Here is a 15,187-nt window from a genome sequence, read left to right as displayed (position 1 = left end):
GCAGCCCTCCGCCCCGGGGCGGGAACGGTGTGCGGCATGAGCGGGACCGCGCTCGCCGCCGGCGTGGTCACGGTCGCGGCCGCCCTATCGCTCGGACTGGCTGCGATGGGCGGCGCCGCCGTCACCGCGCAGCGCACGGCCGGAGCGGCCGACGCCGCAGCGCTCGCCGCAGCCGACGTCGTCTCCGGGGCCGTCATCACCGGGGAGGACGCCTGTGCTCTCGCGGCGCGGGTTGCGGAAGCATCCGGATCGCGACTCGTCTCGTGCGCGGTCGACGCCCTCACGGCGACGGTGGAGGTCAGTTCCGCGTACTCTGGACTGGTCGCCGTCGCCCGCGCCCGAGCGGGGCCGCCGAAAAGCTGAACGTGCGACGCCCCTCGCACCGCCCGCGCGTCAGCCCACTCGTCTGACGAGCTCTCGGCTCACGCCGGGATCGCGGTGTGTATGGTGTGCTTCGAAGAAAGGACGCCCCTTGGCACAAGGCAAGAAGCTCGTCATCGTCGAGTCCCCGACGAAGATGAGGTCGATCCAGGGATATCTCGGCGACGACTACGAAGTGCTCAGCTCTGTGGGTCACATCCGCGACCTCGCGGACAAGAAGGACATCCCCGCCGAGGACAAGAAGGCGTACGGCAAGTACTCGATCGACGTCGAGAACGGCTTCGACCCCTATTACGTGGTGTCCGATCGGAAGACGAAGACGGTCGCCGAGCTGCGTCGCGCGCTGAAGAGCGCCGACGAGGTGCTGCTCGCCACGGATGAGGACCGCGAAGGCGAGGCCATCGCCTGGCATCTGCTCGAGACGCTCAAGCCGAAGGTGCCGGTCAAGCGCATGGTCTTCCACGAGATCACCAAGGACGCCATCCAGGCCGCCGTGGGCAACACGCGCGAGCTCGACCTGGCGCTCGTCGACGCACAGGAGACCCGTCGCATCCTCGACCGCCTGTACGGGTGGGACGTCTCGCCGGTGCTCTGGTACAAGGTCAAGTCGGGTCTCTCTGCCGGGCGGGTGCAGTCGGCCGCCACGCGCATGGTCGTCGAGCGCGAGCGCGAGCGGATGGCTTTCGTCTCGGCCGAGTACTGGGACGTCGAGGCGCAGGCGTCGTCGACCGGCGCCGCGTTCGGCGTGCGTCTCGTGCGCGTCGACGGCGGGCAGCTGGCCCGCGGAACCGACTTCGACGACACCGGCAAGCTCAAGAAGGCCGTCGTCGTGCTCTCCGAGGCCGACGCCGAGGCGCTCGCCGCCGCCGTCGACGCCGCGGGCGCCGCGACCGTCGCCAAGGTCGAGGCGAAACCCGGCACCCGCAGCCCCTACGCGCCCTTCACCACGTCCACGCTTCAGCAGGAGGCCGGACGAAAGCTCTCAATGAGTGCCAAGCAGGCGATGAGCGTCGCCCAGCGACTCTACGAGAAGGGGTACATCACCTATATGCGCACCGACTCGGTCGCGCTGAGCACGCAGGCGATCCAGGCCGCGCGCAGCCAGGCGGTCGCGCTGTACGGCGACTCGGCGGTGCCGCTGAAGCCTCGCGTGTACAAGTCGAAGAGCAAGAACGCCCAGGAGGCGCACGAGGCGATCCGTCCGTCGGGTGAGACGTTCCGCACCCCGGCGTCGGTGTCCTCGGGTCTCGACCGCGAAGAGCAGCGCCTGTACGACCTGATCTGGAAGCGCACCGTCGCCAGCCAGATGTCGGATGCCAAGTACGAGACGACCACGATCACCCTCGAGACCGAGGCTGCCGGCAAGCAGGTCGAGTTCACCGCATCCGGAACGGTCTACACGTTCAAGGGCTTCCTCGAGGCGTACGAAGAGGGCCGCGACGAGAAGCGCAACGCGCAGGACTCGTCAGCCGACCAGTCGCTGCCGGCGGTCGCCGTCGGCGACGAACTGGCCATCGGCGAATCCGTCGCGAAGGGCCACCGCACCACGCCGAAGCCGCGCTACACCGAGGCGTCGCTCGTGAAGGCCCTCGAAGAGCACGGCATCGGCCGGCCCTCGACCTTCGCCAGCATCATCGGCACCGTCATCGATCGCGGATATGCGACCAAGCGCGGCCAGGCGCTCGTGCCCACGTGGCTGGCGTTCAGCGTGGTCCGGCTGCTGGAGCAGCACTTCGCCGACCTCATCGACTACGACTTCACCGCGGCCCTCGAAGACGACCTCGACGCCATCGCCCGCGGCGAGCAGAACCGCGTCGAATGGCTGAAGTCCTTCTACTACGGCTCCGAGAATCAGGTGGGCCTGCGACAGGTCGTCGACAACCTCGGCGAGATCGACGCGCGAGCGCTGAACTCGACGCGGATCACCGACGATGCGACCCTGCGGTTCGGCAAGTACGGTCCCTACCTGGAGGTCGTGGACCCGGCGAACCCCGAGGCCAAGCCGCGCATCGTCAACGTGCCCGAGGACCTGGCGCCTGACGAGCTCACCGCCGACAAGGCGCGCGAGCTGATCGACGCACCCGTGGCCGGCGACCGCGTGCTCGGCGAGAACCCCGAGAACGGCAAGATCATCGTCGTCAAGGACGGCCGCTTCGGTCCGTACGTGCAGGAGAACGATCCGGTCTCCGACGACGATTCCGTCGACGAGGCGACCGGCGAGGTCGTCGACAAGCCGAAGAAGAAGACCAAGAAGGACGCAGCTCCGAAGCCGCGCACCGCGTCGCTGTTCCGGTCGATGTCGGTCGACACGATCGACCTCGACACCGCGCTGCAGCTGCTCAGCCTGCCCCGTGTGGTCGGTGCCGACCCTGCCACCGGTGAGGAGATCACCGCGCAGAACGGTCGATTCGGGCCCTACCTGAAGAAGGGGACGGACTCGCGCTCGCTGGAGAGCGAGTCGCAGATCTTCGACGTCACGCTCGAGCAGGCGCTCGAGCTGTACGCGCAGCCGAAGTACGGCGGGCGCAAGGCATCCAGCGCGCTGAAGGAGTTCGAGGCCGATCCGGTCAGCGGCAAGCCGATCCGCATCCGTGACGGCCGCTTCGGCGCCTACGTCACCGACGGCGAGACCAACGTCACGATCCCGCGGGGTCAGACGCCCGATGACGTGACGTTCGAGATCGCGGTGCAGATGCTCGCCGACAAGCGCGCGAAGGGACCTGCGGCCAAGCGGGGCGCCAAGAAGGCACCTGCCAAGAAGGCACCTGCCAAGAAGCCGGCCGCGAAGAAGCCGGCCGCGAAGAAGCCGGCGGCCGACAAGGCATCCGCGACGTCGGATGCCGAGAAGGCGGCTGCGCGTTCCGAGGCCGCGAAGAAGGCCGCGGCCACGCGCAAGGCGAACGCGATCGCGAAGGCGGATGCGGCGCGCGCAGCGGCCCGGGCAGGCTCGTGACCTCGGAACGGCCGGGACTGTGGATCACGCTGGAGGGCGGCGACGGCTCGGGCAAGACCACCCAGGCGGGCCTGCTCGCTGAGTGGATGCAGCAGCGCGGCCGCACCGTGCTGCGCACGCGCGAGCCCGGTGGCTCCGAGGTCGGCGTCCTGATCCGCGACATCGTGCTGCACCACCGCGGCGACATCGCGCCCCGGGCAGAGGCTCTGCTGTACGCCGCCGACCGCGCGCACCATGTCGCGACGGTCGTGCGACCTGCGCTGGCGCGCGGAGAGATCGTCATCCAGGATCGCTATCTCGACTCGTCCGTCGCCTATCAGGGTGCCGGACGTGTGCTCGACGCGACCGAGGTGCGCGACCTCTCGCTGTGGGCGACCGAAGGCGCGCTGCCGGATCTGACGGTGCTTCTCGACCTCGATCCGTCGACGGCGCGGCGCCGGCTGGACGCCGAGGACAAGCCGTTCGACCGCCTCGAGGCGGAGAGGGAGGACTTCCACGCCCGCGTGCGATCGGCCTATCTCGCGCTCGCCGCAGCCGAGCCGCAGCGGTTCCTGGTCGTCGACGCCTCGCTCGACCCCGACGACATCGCCGTGCTGATCCGGGCGCGCATGTCGGTGATCGTCTGAGCACGCAGGGCATCGGCCGATGTCGGCCCCGCGGATAGGCTGGAGAGCATGACCGCCCTCGCCACCGCGCCGTTCCCCTGGACGGACGTATGGGGGCAGGATGCCGCCGTGCAGACCCTCCGCCAGGCCGCAGCCGATCCGGCGTCGCTCTCGCACGCCTGGCTGATCACCGGCCCCCCGGGCTCAGGGCGCTCCACGCTGGCGTACGCGTTCGCCGCCGCGCTGATCGCTGAGGATCCGAGCGATGAGGCCACGATGCGTCAGGTGCTCGCGCGAACCCATCCCGATGTCACGGCTCTGCGCACCGACAAGGTGATCATCACCATCGCCGAGGCCCGCGCACTGGTCGAGCGGTCGTACTTCGCGCCGTCCGCCGGACGCTATCGGGTGATCATCGTCGAAGACGCCGACCGCATGGTCGAGCGCACGTCCAACGTGCTGCTGAAAGCCCTCGAAGAACCGCCGGAGAAGACGGTGTGGGTGCTGTGCGCGCCCAGCGAGGCAGACCTGCTGCCCACCATCCGCTCGCGCGTGCGGGCCCTGCGGCTGCGCGAGCCCGACGTCGACGATGTCGCCCGGCTCGTCGCCGCACGCACCGGGGTCGACCCCGCAGTCGCCGAGCAGGCCGCCAGACACGCGCAGCGCCACATCGGAATGGCGCAGCGGCTGGCGACCGACGATGACGCACGCCGACGACGTGACGAGACGCTGCGCGCCGTGCTCGGCGTTCGCGGAGTCAGCACGGCCGTCGAGGTGGCCGGGCGGATCATCCAGGCCGCGACCGACGACGCGAAGGCGCTCACCGCCGAGCGCGACGCCGCCGAGCGGGCCGCACTGCTGCGCACCGTGGGCATCGCCGAAGGGCAGGCCGTTCCGACCGCGCTGCGCGCGCAGATCAGCGCCCTCGAAGACGATCAGCGCAAGCGCGCGACGCGCAGCCTGCGCGACGGGATCGACCGGGTGCTCACCGACCTCCAGTCGCTGTACCGTGACGTCGTCATGCTGCAGTTCGGGCGCGGTGACGAGCTGATCAACCGCGAACTGCGCGATGAGCTCGACCGCATCGCAGACGCGTGGTCGGTCGAGCGCACCATCATCGTGCTGGATGCGGTGGCCGCCACCCGCGAATCCCTCGAGCGCAACGTCGCACCCCTCCTCGCCGTCGAGAGTCTTCTCGTGACGGTCTCCAGCGGAAGGACCCCGTGAACCGAATCGTCAGGTCTCGATCCCTGCGCCCGCTGCGGCGCGCGGCCGCTGTGCTGGCGGGTCTCGCCGCTGCGTCGCTCGTGCTCTCCGGATGCCTCTACGCGCAGATCCCGGACGCACCGACCTCCATCTCCCGAGACCCCGACGCATCCGGCGTACCGGCCGAGCTGGAGCCGTACTACTCGCAGGCACTCGAGTGGGAGGCATGCGGAGCTCGGTTCGACTGCACCGAGGTCACGGCCCCGCGCGACTGGGAGGATCCGACGGCGGGCGACCTCACGCTCGCGCTGATCCGCCACCAGGCGACCGGAGAGTTCCAGGGGTCGCTTCTGATCAACCCGGGCGGCCCGGGCTCGAGCGCCTACGACTTCGTGGCACAGAGTCTGGAGTACGCCGTCGGACCCGACCTGATCGAGCGCTTCGACGTGATCGGCTTCGACCCGCGCGGCGTCGGCCGCTCGAGCGCGGTCGCCTGTCTCGACGCCGAGCAGATGGACGAGTACAACTACGGGGTGCTCGACGCTCCACGAGACACCCCCGAGTGGGAGGCGGAGATCACCGCGCGCAACCAGCAGTACGCCGACGCGTGCGAGGCGAACAGCGACGGGCTGCTGCCCCACATCACGACGGTGAACTCGGCGCGCGACATGGATCTGATCCGAGCGGTGCTCGGCGACAAGACGCTGAACTACCTCGGCTACTCGTACGGCACCTTCCTCGGCGCCACGTACGCGAAGCTGTTCCCCGAACGCGCGCAGCGGCTGGTGCTCGACGGGGCGATCGACCCGTCCGTGCCGGGGCTGGACGTCGGCACGACGCAGGCTGTCGGCTTCGAGTCGGCGCTGCGCGCCTACCTCTCCGACTGCGTCTCGACCGCCGAGTGCCCGTTCAACGGCTCGGTCGATGAGGCCATCGCCGACTTCCAGGCGCTGCTGGCGACGGTGGCTCGGACGCCGATCGAGAACGGCGACGGGCGGATGCTGACCGTCGACACGATGATCACCGGCGTGATCACGGCGATGTACAGCGAGCAGAGCTGGCCGTATCTCACCCAGGGTCTCACCGCCGTGCTGCAGGGTGACCCGTCGGTGCTCTTCGCGCTCGCCGACAGCTACAACGGGCGCGAGCCCGACGGCACCTACGCCGACAACTCCTCCGAGGCGTTCCGGGCCTACAACTGCATGGACTACCCCGTCGAGGACGACCCGGCCGCGGAGGCTGCGGCGATCGCGAAGATCGAGAAGCTCGCGCCGACGTTCGCCCCGTACTGGCAGGGCCCCGATCCGTGCGAGGTGTGGCCGTACCCGCCGGTCGGCGTGCGTGAGCCGATCGCCGCGACAGGCTCGGGGCCGATCGTCGTGGTCGGGACGACCAACGACCCGGCGACGCCCTACGAGTGGTCGGAGTCTCTCGCGCAGCAGCTCGAGAACGGGGTGCTCGTCACCCGAGTGGGGGAGGGACACACCGGCTACAACAAGGGCAGCAGCTGTGTCGACGACGCGGTGGAGAGCTTCCTCATCGACGGGACGGTTCCCGACGACGGCCTGCGCTGCGAGTGAGCATCGTGCGGCGCCTGCCCGGTTTCGCGCGCGCCCGATCGTCGTAGTAGGATCGTTTCCTGTGCCGCAGTCCGCTGCGCACGCCACCTTAGCTCAGTGGTAGAGCATCCCACTCGTAATGGGAAGGCCGTCAGTTCGATCCTGACAGGTGGCTCAGATCGGGCCCGGGATGCACAGCATCCCGGGCCCGCAGTCGTCTCCGTGGGAGCCAGCGATCAGATGATCGAACGGCCCTCGGATTTGGCCTGCTTCGCCTCCTTGACGAAGGCGCGCACGATCACGGTGAGCGTTCCCGTCACGATCACGGGCCACACCAGGAGGTAGGCGGTCAATGCGATGGGGGACATCTCCATCAGTTCCTCTCGTTCTCGGCCGACAGCCGCTTCTCGGTCTCGGTGAGCTGCAGCAGCTCCGTGTTGAGCTCGTCGGTGTCGACGGAGTCGAAATCGCCGGTGCGCTGCTTGATCAGGTCGAAGTCGAAGTCCGCCTTCCTGCTGGGCAGGGTCAGCCCGACGCACACGATCGTCGACACCGCGTAGGCGATCAGCGAGCCCGACAGCACCGGGTAGGTGTGCAGGAAGCCGATGGTGAACGGAGCGGATGCCAGCGTCGCCACCGTCGCGACGATCAGCGCCACGCGCTTGCCGAAGAAGCCGAAGGCCATCAGGCCCAGCACGACGCCGATGCCGATCGTCGAGAGCACGTCGGAGACGACTGCGACGGGCCCGGCCAGCTCGACCCACTCGAAGCGCACGGGCAGGAAGGCGGCGAGGGCCACCACCACCGAGACGGAGAACGCGAGGTTCGTGACGCGGTTCCAGTAGAAGCTGGCGATCACGGGGAACACCAGGGCACCCCAGAGCGCGCCGACGAACACGAGCAGGTCGAGGATGTTGAGCTGGCTTCCGGCGAAGAACAGGCCGGCTACCATCGCGACGATCATCGTGATGCGGCCGATCAGCACCATGGTCCGCGGGTTCGCCCGCTTCTTGCCTGCGACGTTCTGGCCGTAGATGTCGGCCATCACGATCGACGACAGGGCGGTGAGGTCGGCGTCGGCCGTCGAGGAGAGCGAGCCGATGATCATCACGAAGAAGACGCACAGCAGCAGGGGCGACAGGTAGGTGGCGGCCATCTGCGGGATCAGGTTGTTCACGTCGCCGCCCACCGGCGTGATCCCGGCGTAGAGGGCGATGACGCCCAGCATGCCGATGCCGATGATCGTGGCTCCGTAGCCGAAGGTCGCGGTGACGAACGTCTTCTTGATCAGGTCCTCGCGCACGGCGAACAGACGCTGCGCGATGGTCTGGTTGCCGATCGCGTATGCCAGCACGGCGGCGATGTAGGGCGCACCCTGGTTGAAGAACGCGTCGGACGAGAAGAAGTCCGCCTGCTGAGGGGTGAGGTTCGACGCGCCCGTCTCGAACAGACTCGGTCCGCCGGCCGCGAAGAAGATGACCGGGATGATCACGATCACGGCGCCCAGCATCGCGCACACCTGCGCGAAGTCGGTGAGCACCGACGCGCGGAATCCCGACCACAGCGTGTAGAGCAGCACCCCCGCACCGATGGCCAGGATGCCCTGCCCGAACGTGAACGGCGAGAGCATCGAGATCAGCGCGCCGCCGGCGATGAGGTTCGAGGTGAGGCTGATGATGCTGCCGAGCACGTTGGAGCCGGCGAGCATGAGCTGACTGGAGCGGCCGTGGCGGGCGAACATCACCTCGGCGATGGTGTGCGCCTTGGGCGCCACCCGCCGGATGCGCCTGCCGAACGGGTAGATGAGCAAGATCATCAGAGCGCCCCAGAGCCCGTAGTGGATGGGGCCGGAGATGCCGTAGGTGTAGCCGGAGGTGGCTGAGGCGTACATCGACGCCGCCCAGATCCAGGTGGCGGTCATCGATGCGGCTGAGATGCCGAATCCGATCCTCCCGCCGCCGGTCATGTAGCCGTCGGCGTTCTCGGTGCGCTTGCGGATGCGCAGTGACATGTACAGGCTGCCGCCGAAGAACAGCAGCATGAGCAGGACCACGACGGGTCCGGCGAGGGTTTGCAGGTTTTCCACGTTTCTCTCTCTTGTCGAAGGGCCGGCGGCACTGCCGGGGGGCGGGAGAAGAGAGCGCTAACGGGACGGGAGGGTGGCCTTCAGAGGGCCGGTGAGCAGACGGACGGACGGAACGGGGGCGAAACGGATACTGGCCGGCATACGGTTCCTTCTCTCGGGGAGCACGCGCGCGGATGTCGCCCCCGCCGAGGAGCGACGCGCGCGTGCGCGGAAGGCCGAAGCCTCCCGCGAGCCGGAGAGAACGGGCGCTGCTCACGACGCAGGCGGTTCGTCGTGGCGCGCCCGCGAGCGGACCTCGGGTCCTCGGCGGGCGGGCGCTCGTCACCGGGCGGCAGCGCTGCGAGCGTGTCCGGCCCGCTTCTCCACGGTAGCAATCGCCCGGGGCAAGTCAAATGCGGGTCCCAGCGCATCACGGTACGGACGCCGCAGCGCCTGTCCGACGCGTACGCTCGGTGCATGACCAGGGCTCTTCTCATCGTGGATGTGCAGAACGACTTCACCGAGGGCGGTGCGCTCGCCGTCGCAGGTGGCGACGCGGTGGCCTCGGCGGTGTCGGCGCTGCTGGCCGAGCACGCCGCCGACTACGACGTCATCGTCGCGTCACGCGACTGGCACGATCCCGACAGCGACAACGGCGGGCACATCTCGGCGCAGCCCGACTACGTCGGCACCTGGCCGACGCACTGCATCGCCGGAACGCAGGGTGCCCAATACGACCCCCTGCTCGACACTGCGGCCATCACCCACCATGTGCGCAAGGGCCAGGGCCTCCCGGCCTACTCGGTGTTCGAGGGCGTGACCGACGGCGGGGAGCGCACGGCCGAGATCCTCACCGCGCACGGCGTGACCGACGCCGACGTGGTCGGCATCGCCACAGACCACTGCGTCCGAGCCTCCGCGCTGGACGCGATCGCGCACGGCATCCGGGTGCGGGTGCTCACCGATCTCGTCGCGGGCGTCGCGGAGGAGTCGAGCGCGGCCGCCCTGGCCGAGCTCGCGCACGCCGGCGCCGAACTCGCCCCCACCGGACGATGACCGAGCGCTGCGCACTGCTGCTGCGGGCGGTGAACGTCTCGGGGGCGAACCGGGTGCCGATGGCCGAGCTGAGAGCGCTGCTGTCGGGGCGCGGCGGCCTGCGGAACGTGGCGACCTACATCGCGAGCGGCAACATCATCTGCGATGCGCCCGACGACCTGGCCGTCGCATGCGCGAGTGTGCGGGCGCTCGTCGCCGATGAATTCGGCGTCGACACCCCGGTGATCGCCCGCACGCACGATCAGCTCGTACGGGCCGAGCGCGACGATCCGTTCCCCGACGCCGCGCTCGACAGGATGGTCCACGCGATGTTCCTCGAGGGCGATGCCGCTCCCGGAGCCGTCGCGCAGCTCACCGACCGGCTGCAGCAGGGTGAGCGCGTCGCGCTCGTCGGGCATGAGCTGTGGATCGACTACGGTCAGGGCGGCGTCGCCTCGAGCAAGCTCACGCGGGCCGTGCTCGATCGTGCCCTGGGAACCGCGGGCACGGCCCGCAACCGCAACACGGTGCGCACGCTGGTGCAGCTGACCGCACCCACCGTCAGCGCATGACAGAGCCGGGGACGGATGCACCGCCCCCGGCTCTGCGAGCTGCCTGATTCAGCTGTCGACGTCGACCCGCACCACGCCGAGTTCGGCGTCGAGCTCGACCTCGACGTCGGTGCGGTCGCCACCGAGCAGCTCGACCTCGTAGACGGCGCCGGAGGAGCTGGTCGACAGCGCGTGGAAGGTCGTCTCGGTCGCGCCCTCATCGCGGGCGGCCGACTGGGCAGCGGCGAGGATGTCGCCGAGCTGAGCGAGGTCGATCAGCGGATCGTCACCGTCGTCGTCCCTCCCGCGCTCGCGCACGGCGCCCTCGGCGGTGACGAACAGGTCGACGCCGGTGCCGTCGGCCAGGCGGGCGTCGATGTCGTACCCGCCGCGCTCGACCTCGATCGAGGTGATGCCCTCGGCGGACGCGTGCTCGACCGCGGTCTCCGCGGCCGTGCGCAGCGCCGCAGCATCCACGGGGACGGACACCGCGCCGGCGTCACCGGGCTGAACGTCATCGTCTCGGCGGTCATCGTCAGAGCCATTCCCGGGCCGGCCCCCGCGCTCGTCCGCGTCGCGGGAGCCGGGTGCATGGATGCCGGGCCGGTCGTCGTCGTCATCGGCCACGGCGGCGCCGATGGCGAAGGCGCCGCCGCCGAAGGCGAGCAGTGCGAGGGCGGCACCGGCACCGATCAGGATCCGGCGATTGCGGCTGCGTGCGGGGCTCTTCACCTCGGACGGGGCGTCGGCGGCCGGCGAGCCTGCGGGCGCGGGCGCGACGGCGTCGTCGAGGCGCTCGGTGGGAGCCTCGGCAGCCGCGCCGGCCGGGTGGCCCGCGTCGCGGCCTGCTGGGTCGTCGGAGGGGGCAGGGGTCTTCTCGTCGTTGTCCATGTCTCCACTGTGCTCTGCGGGCGGTGAACCGCTCCTGAAGCCGCCTGAAGACGCGTTCAGGCTTCGGCGGACCGGGGGAGGGCCAGAGTCATCAGCGCCCCTCCGGAGGCGCCGTCGGATGCGGTGACCTCGCCGCCGTGCGCCAGAGCGATCTCTCGCACGATGGCGAGTCCGAGGCCGCTGCCGCCGGCATCCCTCGCTCGCGCCTCGTCGAGCCGCACGAAGCGGTCGAAGATGTGCTCGCGCTGCTCGACCGGGATCCCCGTCCCGTCATCCTCGACCTGCAGCAGCACTCTCTCGCCCTGCTCGACCACGCGGATGGACACCCGCTCGCGGGCATGCCGGGCCGCGTTGTCGGCGAGGTTGCGCGCCGCACGAGCCAGCAGCGCTGCGTTCCCGACGACGCGGCCGGGCCCGATCCCGCTGGCGTCGACGGCGATTCCCATGCCACGCAGCCGCTGCACCTCGGCCAGGGCGATGTCGTCGACATCGGTCGGCGCCACGGGGGCGTCGCGGCCCTCGTCGAGCCGGGCCAGCAGCAGCAGTCCTTCGACGAGCTCCTGCATCCGCTCACCTTCGTCGAGCACGACGCGACTCAGGGCAGGCAGAGAACTCGCCTCCGGATGCGCTGCCGCCACCTCCGCGTGCTGGCGGATCGTCGCCAGGGGCGAGCGCAGCTCGTGCGACGCGTCGCTGACGAACCGGCGCTGCGTGATCTGCGAGTGCTCCAGACGGTCCAGCATCCGATTCATCGTCCGGGCCAGCGCACCCAGCTCGTCGTCTCGCGCGGCGTCCACCCGTCGGTCGAGGCCTGCCGCGTCGATGGCATCCACCTGCCGGCGCAGCCGCTCGACGGGAGCGAGCGCGCGGGTCGCCACCACCCACATCACCAGCCCGACGAGGCCCAGCACGAGCGGCACGGCGACCGCCAGCAGCACGGCAGACGCCGACACCGCCTCCTCGACGCCGTCGAGCGGTCGCGCCACGGTGAGCGTGCCGCGATCGGTCTGCTCGCTGACGGCGAGGTAGGGTTCCCCGTCGACCTCGATGCGCTGGGCGCGGTCATCTCGCACGACGGGCAGGGCGCGGGCGTCGTCGTCGTTCGTCTGATCCGGGGCCGGCCCTGCGGTGTCGTCCTCGTCGCGCTCGCCGCCGTGGTCATCGCCGACGTCCTGCAGCCGCACGAGGACATCGTCGTCGATGGCATCCACGCGCCCGGGGCCGCGCTCGAGCTGCGCGGAGATCGTGTCGACGTCCTGGCGGACGGACGCTGCGACGCTGTCCGTCAACGTGGCCCGCAGCACCTGCACGGCCGCGAACGAGCCGGCGATCAGCGCGACGGCGACGACCAGCAGCGCGCCGATGGTGAGGCGAGAGCGGATGGAGCGCAGCGGGGAGGTCATGCCCTGGCATCCCGCCCCGTCAGGCGATAGCCCGCGCCACGGACGGTCTGGATGCTCTCCCGACCGAACGGGCGGTCGACCTTCGCGCGCAGATGCCCGATGTAGACCTCGACGATGTTCGCATCCCCGTCGAAATCGGCACCCCACACGTTCGTGATGATCTCGGCCTTCGTCACCACCTCGTCACGGCGGCGCATCAGGAAGTCGAGCACCGCGAGTTCCCGGGCGGTGAGGGTGACCTCGGTCTCGCCGCGGAAGACCCGGCGAGCGGCAGGGTCGAGACGCAGGTCGCTCGCCTCCAGCACGGCGGGACGCTCGCGCACTCCGCGGCGGACCAGCGCCCGCAGCCGGGCGACGAGCACGGGGTACGAGAAGGGCTTGGTGAGCCAGTCGTCGCCGCCGGTGTCGAGCCCCTCGACCTCATCCCACTCGCCGTCCTTCGCCGTGAGGAAGAGCACCGGCGTCCAATCGCCCTCGGCGCGCAGGGCCTGGCACACCCGGTATCCGCTCATCCCCGGCATCATCACATCGAGCACGATCGCGTCGTAGTCGTCGTCACGTGCCCTGGCGAGGCCGTCGACGCCGTTGTGCGCGACGTCGACGACCATGCCCTCGGCCTCCAGCCCACGACGGACGCCGTCGGCGAGGCGCACTTCGTCATCGACGATCAGGATCCGCATGCTCACAGTCTGGCGGCTGGATCCTGAAGCGCGGCTGAAGCGCGCAGCCGGGAATCAGGCGTGCTGCTCGCGGTGCGTGCCCTCGCCGATCTCCTCGACGACCTTCGCGCAGAACGCGGGCAGGTCATCGGGGGTGCGACTGGAGACCAGACCCGCGTCGACCACGACCTCCTCGTCGACCCACGTCGCCCCGGCGTTGCGCAGGTCGGTCGCGAGACTGGGGTAGCTGGTGAGGGTGCGGCCGTCGACGACGTCAGCCTCGATGAGGATCCACGCGCCGTGGCAGATCACGCCGACCGGCTTGTGCTGCTCGAAGAATGCGCGGGCGAGATCGATGGAGGCGCGATCCATGCGCAGGTGGTCGGCGTTCACGACGCCGCCGGGCAGCACCAGGGCGTCGAAGTCGTCGGCCGATGCGGCGCCCGCGGCGAGGTCGACCGGCTGGGCATGACCGTTCTTGCCGGTGATCTCGCCGGACTCGGGCGACACCATGGTCGCCGTGCCGCCGGCGTCGGTCACCGCCCGCCACGGCTCGGTCAGTTCGCTGTCTTCGAAGCCGTCGGTTGCGAGGAAGGCGACCTTCGCGTCGGAGATGCTCGTCATCATGCGTCCTTTCGATCGGGGATGGTGGTGCCACTCTGCGACGGGGCGGCGCATCCTCGGCAGGGGATGGCGAGGCGCGGCGACGCGTGATACGCCCGCAGGTGCCTACGCTGGACGGATGTCCGTGTCGTCGCATCGGCTGCCCGCGACGATCGCCCATGCCGTCGAGCATGAGCTCGTGATCCGCAAGTCGCGGTTCCTGACCCTGGTGGCTCCGGTGGACGCGCCCGAGGCGGCTGACGCGGTGATCGCCGATGTGAGAAGGCGGTACTGGGATGCCAGGCACAACTGCAGTGCGCAGGTGACCGGGCTGCACGGCGATCGCGCACGGTCGTCCGATGACGGAGAGCCGTCGGGGACGGCGGGGATCCCGATGCTGGAGGTGCTGCGGCGTCGGGAGCTGACCGATGTCGTCGCCGTGGTGACGCGCTATTTCGGCGGCATCAAGCTGGGGGCAGGCGGTCTCGTGCGCGCCTACTCGTCTGCGGTCTCCGAGACGCTCGATCTCGCGGCCCTGGTCGACCGGCGGGTGCTGGATCAGGTGCGCCTGGCTGCTGCGCACGCGGATGCCGGACGTTTCGACAACCTGCTCCGCGACTGGGCGGCACGCAGTGGTGCCGTGCTCGGGGAGACCACCTATGCGGCGTCGGCGGAGTTCGAGGTGTGGGCGCCGGCATCGGCGGTGCCGGCTCTGCAGGCGGAGGTCGCCGCGCTGTCCGCGGGAGCGGTGGCGGCGGTCGGGACCGGCGTGCAGCGGGTGATCGACGTGCCGCGCTGAGCGACGCGGGCCGAATCAGCCGCGGAGGGCGGTGAGCACGGCATCCGACAGCGGCGGCCAGGCCTCGGACGCCCATGGCCCGAAGTCCCGATCGGCGAGCGCGACGCAGGCCGCCTGCGCCCGCGGGTCCACCCACAGGAACGTGCCGCTCTGCCCGAAGTGGCCGAACGTCTCAGCGGAGTTGGCCGTCGACGTCCAATGCGGCGATTTGCCGTCGCGCAGCTCGAACCCGAGCCCCCAGTCGTTCGGCCGCTGCACCCCGTAGCCGGGCAGCACCCCGTCGAGTCCGGGGAACGCGACGGTCGTCGCGAGTGCCAGCGTCTGCGGGGCGAGCAAGGCGGGACGCTGCAGTTCGGCGGCGAAGCGCGCGAGGTCGGCCGCGGTGGATTCGGCACCCGCGCCGGCTGACCCGGTCAGCCTTGTCGACGTCATGCCGAGCGGCGCGAACACCGCTTCGTGGATGTAGGTGGCGAACGG

The 15,187-nt window shown here is 70.2% G+C and carries 15 protein-coding genes and 1 tRNA gene; 9 read left to right on the top strand and 7 right to left on the bottom strand.

All coding sequences use genetic code 11. The features are described from left to right. Positions 1 to 36 precede the first annotated feature (36 nt). The 6 genes from BFN01_RS09415 (at position 37) to BFN01_RS09390 (ending at position 6,879) form a co-directional block, all read left to right on the top strand. On the top strand, positions 37 to 363 hold the full coding sequence (locus BFN01_RS09415; RefSeq protein WP_071643736.1) for an Rv3654c family TadE-like protein: 327 nt from the start codon (positions 37 to 39) through the stop codon (positions 361 to 363). A gap of 109 nt (positions 364 to 472) precedes the next feature. Then, the gene (topA, locus tag BFN01_RS09410; protein ID WP_071643734.1) at positions 473 to 3,334 is read left to right on the top strand and encodes a type I DNA topoisomerase; all 2,862 of its coding nucleotides are present in this window, start codon (positions 473 to 475) and stop codon (positions 3,332 to 3,334) included. Next, positions 3,331 to 3,960 carry a dTMP kinase gene (tmk, locus tag BFN01_RS09405; protein WP_071643732.1) on the top strand — a complete coding sequence of 210 codons (630 nt, stop codon included), beginning with the start codon at positions 3,331 to 3,333 and terminating at the stop codon, positions 3,958 to 3,960. The genes topA and tmk overlap by 4 nt, the downstream gene beginning before the upstream one ends. Positions 3,961 to 4,008: 48 nt before the next feature. Then, entirely contained in the window at positions 4,009 to 5,166 is a 1,158-nt protein-coding gene (locus BFN01_RS09400; RefSeq protein WP_071643730.1) for a DNA polymerase III subunit delta', read from the top strand. Further along, the gene (locus BFN01_RS09395; RefSeq protein ID WP_083428751.1) at positions 5,163 to 6,725 is read left to right on the top strand and encodes an alpha/beta hydrolase; all 1,563 of its coding nucleotides are present in this window, start codon (positions 5,163 to 5,165) and stop codon (positions 6,723 to 6,725) included. Before BFN01_RS09400 ends, BFN01_RS09395 begins: the two co-directional genes overlap by 4 nt. 82 nt (positions 6,726 to 6,807) lie before the next feature. Next, a tRNA-Thr gene (locus BFN01_RS09390) sits at positions 6,808 to 6,879 on the top strand. 61 nt (positions 6,880 to 6,940) lie between these two features. On the opposite strand, the gene BFN01_RS15490 is transcribed toward BFN01_RS09390, so the two are convergent. Both BFN01_RS15490 and BFN01_RS09385 read right to left on the bottom strand, forming a co-directional pair. Next, entirely contained in the window at positions 6,941 to 7,078 is a 138-nt protein-coding gene (locus BFN01_RS15490) for a putative transporter small subunit (protein ID WP_177243842.1), read from the bottom strand. Then, the gene (locus BFN01_RS09385) at positions 7,078 to 8,745 is read right to left on the bottom strand and encodes a sodium:solute symporter family protein (protein ID WP_071643856.1); all 1,668 of its coding nucleotides are present in this window, start codon (positions 8,743 to 8,745) and stop codon (positions 7,078 to 7,080) included. The genes BFN01_RS15490 and BFN01_RS09385 overlap by 1 nt, the downstream gene beginning before the upstream one ends. Positions 8,746 to 9,246: 501 nt before the next feature. Between BFN01_RS09385 and BFN01_RS09380 the strand changes: the two genes are divergently transcribed. Both BFN01_RS09380 and BFN01_RS09375 read left to right on the top strand, forming a co-directional pair. After that, the gene (locus BFN01_RS09380) at positions 9,247 to 9,825 is read left to right on the top strand and encodes an isochorismatase family protein (RefSeq protein WP_071643728.1); all 579 of its coding nucleotides are present in this window, start codon (positions 9,247 to 9,249) and stop codon (positions 9,823 to 9,825) included. Continuing rightward, positions 9,822 to 10,376 carry a DUF1697 domain-containing protein gene (locus tag BFN01_RS09375; RefSeq protein WP_071643726.1) on the top strand — a complete coding sequence of 185 codons (555 nt, stop codon included), beginning with the start codon at positions 9,822 to 9,824 and terminating at the stop codon, positions 10,374 to 10,376. Before BFN01_RS09380 ends, BFN01_RS09375 begins: the two co-directional genes overlap by 4 nt. A gap of 48 nt (positions 10,377 to 10,424) precedes the next feature. On the opposite strand, the gene BFN01_RS09370 is transcribed toward BFN01_RS09375, so the two are convergent. The 4 genes from BFN01_RS09370 to BFN01_RS09355 are packed head-to-tail and all read right to left on the bottom strand — an operon-like array spanning position 10,425 to position 13,932. Beyond that, on the bottom strand, positions 10,425 to 11,246 hold the full coding sequence (locus BFN01_RS09370; RefSeq protein ID WP_071643723.1) for a hypothetical protein: 822 nt from the start codon (positions 11,244 to 11,246) through the stop codon (positions 10,425 to 10,427). A gap of 56 nt (positions 11,247 to 11,302) precedes the next feature. Then, positions 11,303 to 12,649: a cell wall metabolism sensor histidine kinase WalK gene (locus BFN01_RS09365; protein ID WP_071643720.1), complete on the bottom strand. Its 1,347-nt coding sequence runs from the start codon at positions 12,647 to 12,649 to the stop codon at positions 11,303 to 11,305. Continuing rightward, positions 12,646 to 13,329 (bottom strand): response regulator transcription factor, encoded by a 684-nt coding sequence (locus BFN01_RS09360; protein ID WP_071643718.1) that lies wholly within the window; start codon positions 13,327 to 13,329, stop codon positions 12,646 to 12,648. Before BFN01_RS09360 ends, BFN01_RS09365 begins: the two co-directional genes overlap by 4 nt. A 54-nt stretch (positions 13,330 to 13,383) precedes the next feature. Continuing rightward, complete coding sequence (locus tag BFN01_RS09355) at positions 13,384 to 13,932, bottom strand: type 1 glutamine amidotransferase domain-containing protein (protein WP_071643854.1); 549 nt, start codon at positions 13,930 to 13,932, stop codon at positions 13,384 to 13,386. A gap of 118 nt (positions 13,933 to 14,050) precedes the next feature. On the opposite strand from BFN01_RS09355, the gene BFN01_RS09350 reads away from it, so the two are divergent. Then, positions 14,051 to 14,710: a YigZ family protein gene (locus BFN01_RS09350; protein ID WP_071643716.1), complete on the top strand. Its 660-nt coding sequence runs from the start codon at positions 14,051 to 14,053 to the stop codon at positions 14,708 to 14,710. 15 nt (positions 14,711 to 14,725) lie between these two features. Here the strand turns inward: BFN01_RS09350 and BFN01_RS09345 are convergent. After that, positions 14,726 to 15,187 (bottom strand): serine hydrolase domain-containing protein (locus tag BFN01_RS09345; protein ID WP_143187208.1); only part of this gene is annotated, 462 nt, incomplete at its 5' end.

The organism is Microbacterium sp. AR7-10, from assembly GCF_001878835.1.
GTDB lineage: Bacteria > Actinomycetota > Actinomycetes > Actinomycetales > Microbacteriaceae > Microbacterium > Microbacterium commune.
The sequence above is the reverse complement of the archived record's forward strand: the minus strand, read 5'-3'. Positions and strand labels throughout refer to the sequence as shown.

Excerpts from the sequence above, each read along its gene's own strand:
- BFN01_RS09355 (WP_071643854.1), bottom strand. The coding sequence starts at position 13,932 with ATGACGAGCATCTCCGACGCGAAGGTCGCCTTCCTCGCAACCGACGGC.
- BFN01_RS09385 (WP_071643856.1), bottom strand. The coding sequence starts at position 8,745 with ATGCTGCTGTTCTTCGGCGGCAGCCTGTACATGTCACTGCGCATCCGC.
- BFN01_RS09360 (WP_071643718.1), bottom strand. The coding sequence starts at position 13,329 with ATGCGGATCCTGATCGTCGATGACGAAGTGCGCCTCGCCGACGGCGTC.
- BFN01_RS09380 (WP_071643728.1), top strand. The coding sequence starts at position 9,247 with ATGACCAGGGCTCTTCTCATCGTGGATGTGCAGAACGACTTCACCGAG.
- BFN01_RS09370 (WP_071643723.1), bottom strand. The coding sequence starts at position 11,246 with ATGGACAACGACGAGAAGACCCCTGCCCCCTCCGACGACCCAGCAGGC.
- BFN01_RS09375 (WP_071643726.1), top strand. The coding sequence starts at position 9,822 with ATGACCGAGCGCTGCGCACTGCTGCTGCGGGCGGTGAACGTCTCGGGG.
- BFN01_RS09365 (WP_071643720.1), bottom strand. The coding sequence starts at position 12,649 with ATGACCTCCCCGCTGCGCTCCATCCGCTCTCGCCTCACCATCGGCGCG.
- BFN01_RS09415 (WP_071643736.1), top strand. The coding sequence starts at position 37 with ATGAGCGGGACCGCGCTCGCCGCCGGCGTGGTCACGGTCGCGGCCGCC.
- BFN01_RS09400 (WP_071643730.1), top strand. The coding sequence starts at position 4,009 with ATGACCGCCCTCGCCACCGCGCCGTTCCCCTGGACGGACGTATGGGGG.
- BFN01_RS15490 (WP_177243842.1), bottom strand. The coding sequence starts at position 7,078 with ATGGAGATGTCCCCCATCGCATTGACCGCCTACCTCCTGGTGTGGCCC.
- BFN01_RS09350 (WP_071643716.1), top strand. The coding sequence starts at position 14,051 with ATGTCCGTGTCGTCGCATCGGCTGCCCGCGACGATCGCCCATGCCGTC.